Origin of the sequence: Rhodopseudomonas sp. BR0G17, from assembly GCF_010907025.1 — a bacterium.
Classification (GTDB): domain Bacteria; phylum Pseudomonadota; class Alphaproteobacteria; order Rhizobiales; family Xanthobacteraceae; genus Rhodopseudomonas; species Rhodopseudomonas palustris_H.
This window is the reverse complement of record NZ_QUML01000170.1, coordinates 1-423: the sequence shown is the minus strand read 5'-3', so window position 1 is coordinate 423 and position 423 is coordinate 1. Positions and strand designations below refer to the sequence as shown.

At 72.3% G+C, this 423-nt stretch carries 1 pseudogene; it reads right to left on the bottom strand.

The features are described from left to right. Positions 1 to 423, bottom strand: a pseudogene (locus DY467_RS25720) (hybrid sensor histidine kinase/response regulator); the annotation flags it as partial.

The window sequence follows — 423 nt, the reverse complement described above, 5'->3', positions numbered from 1 at the left end:
GACCCGGATCGACTGATTGGCGACGCCGCCGCCGGCTCCGCCCTCGGTCGCGCCTTCAGCTTCGCCGCCGGACTTCTTGGCCGCGGGCTTGGCGGTCTTCGGCTTGGCGGCCGACTTCGGCTCGGGCTGCGCGGCTTCGGCCACAGCTTGCGCCTCCTCGGCCACCGGCTGCAGCGGCGGCGAGGCCATCTCGATCTCGGTCTCGCGGAAGGCGCGCTCCAGCTCGTCGAGCGACACTTCGCCCGGCCGCAGCGGACGCTCCAGCGTCTGCTCCACCAGCGTGCCTGCGGTCGAATTGGAATTGGCCGCCACCACCGCGGCAGGCAAGTCGGCTTCGGTCTCGGCTTCCTCTTCGGCCTCGGCCACAGCTTCCGGCGCCGCGCCGAGCTCGGCTGCGATCTCCTCCGCGCTGCGCATCGACAG